The 270-nt window shown below is 53.7% G+C and carries 1 protein-coding gene; it reads right to left on the bottom strand.

Annotated features, from left to right (window positions below):
* Nucleotides 1–270: LPD7 domain-containing protein (locus ALO43_RS29800; RefSeq protein WP_328586990.1), on the bottom strand; the 270-nt coding region annotated here is incomplete at both ends.

Raw genomic sequence — 270 nt, 5'->3', positions numbered from 1 at the left:
CATCAAGCACTTGGTCTACGAACTGGTCATCACCAATGATACTCACAGCGTCACCGCTTTTCGTGGATACCAGGTTGGCAGCCAGCCGATGGTTGTCCAACTCATCGTCGTCATTGAACCCCGCATTTACGTGGACGAAATCGCCACGGTCTATCACACCCGCCCTGCCATCGCGCAGATATTCGACAGTGCCGTCACGATGCAAATGTGACGTGTAAGAGCGCAGGTGATAGACAGCAGAATCATCTGCCTGGCCGCACTGGATAAGAC

Source organism: Pseudomonas tremae (assembly GCF_001401155.1).
Classification (GTDB): Bacteria; Pseudomonadota; Gammaproteobacteria; order Pseudomonadales; family Pseudomonadaceae; genus Aquipseudomonas; species Aquipseudomonas tremae.
Note: the sequence above shows the minus strand (reverse complement) of the source record. Positions and strands in the feature narration are given on the sequence as shown.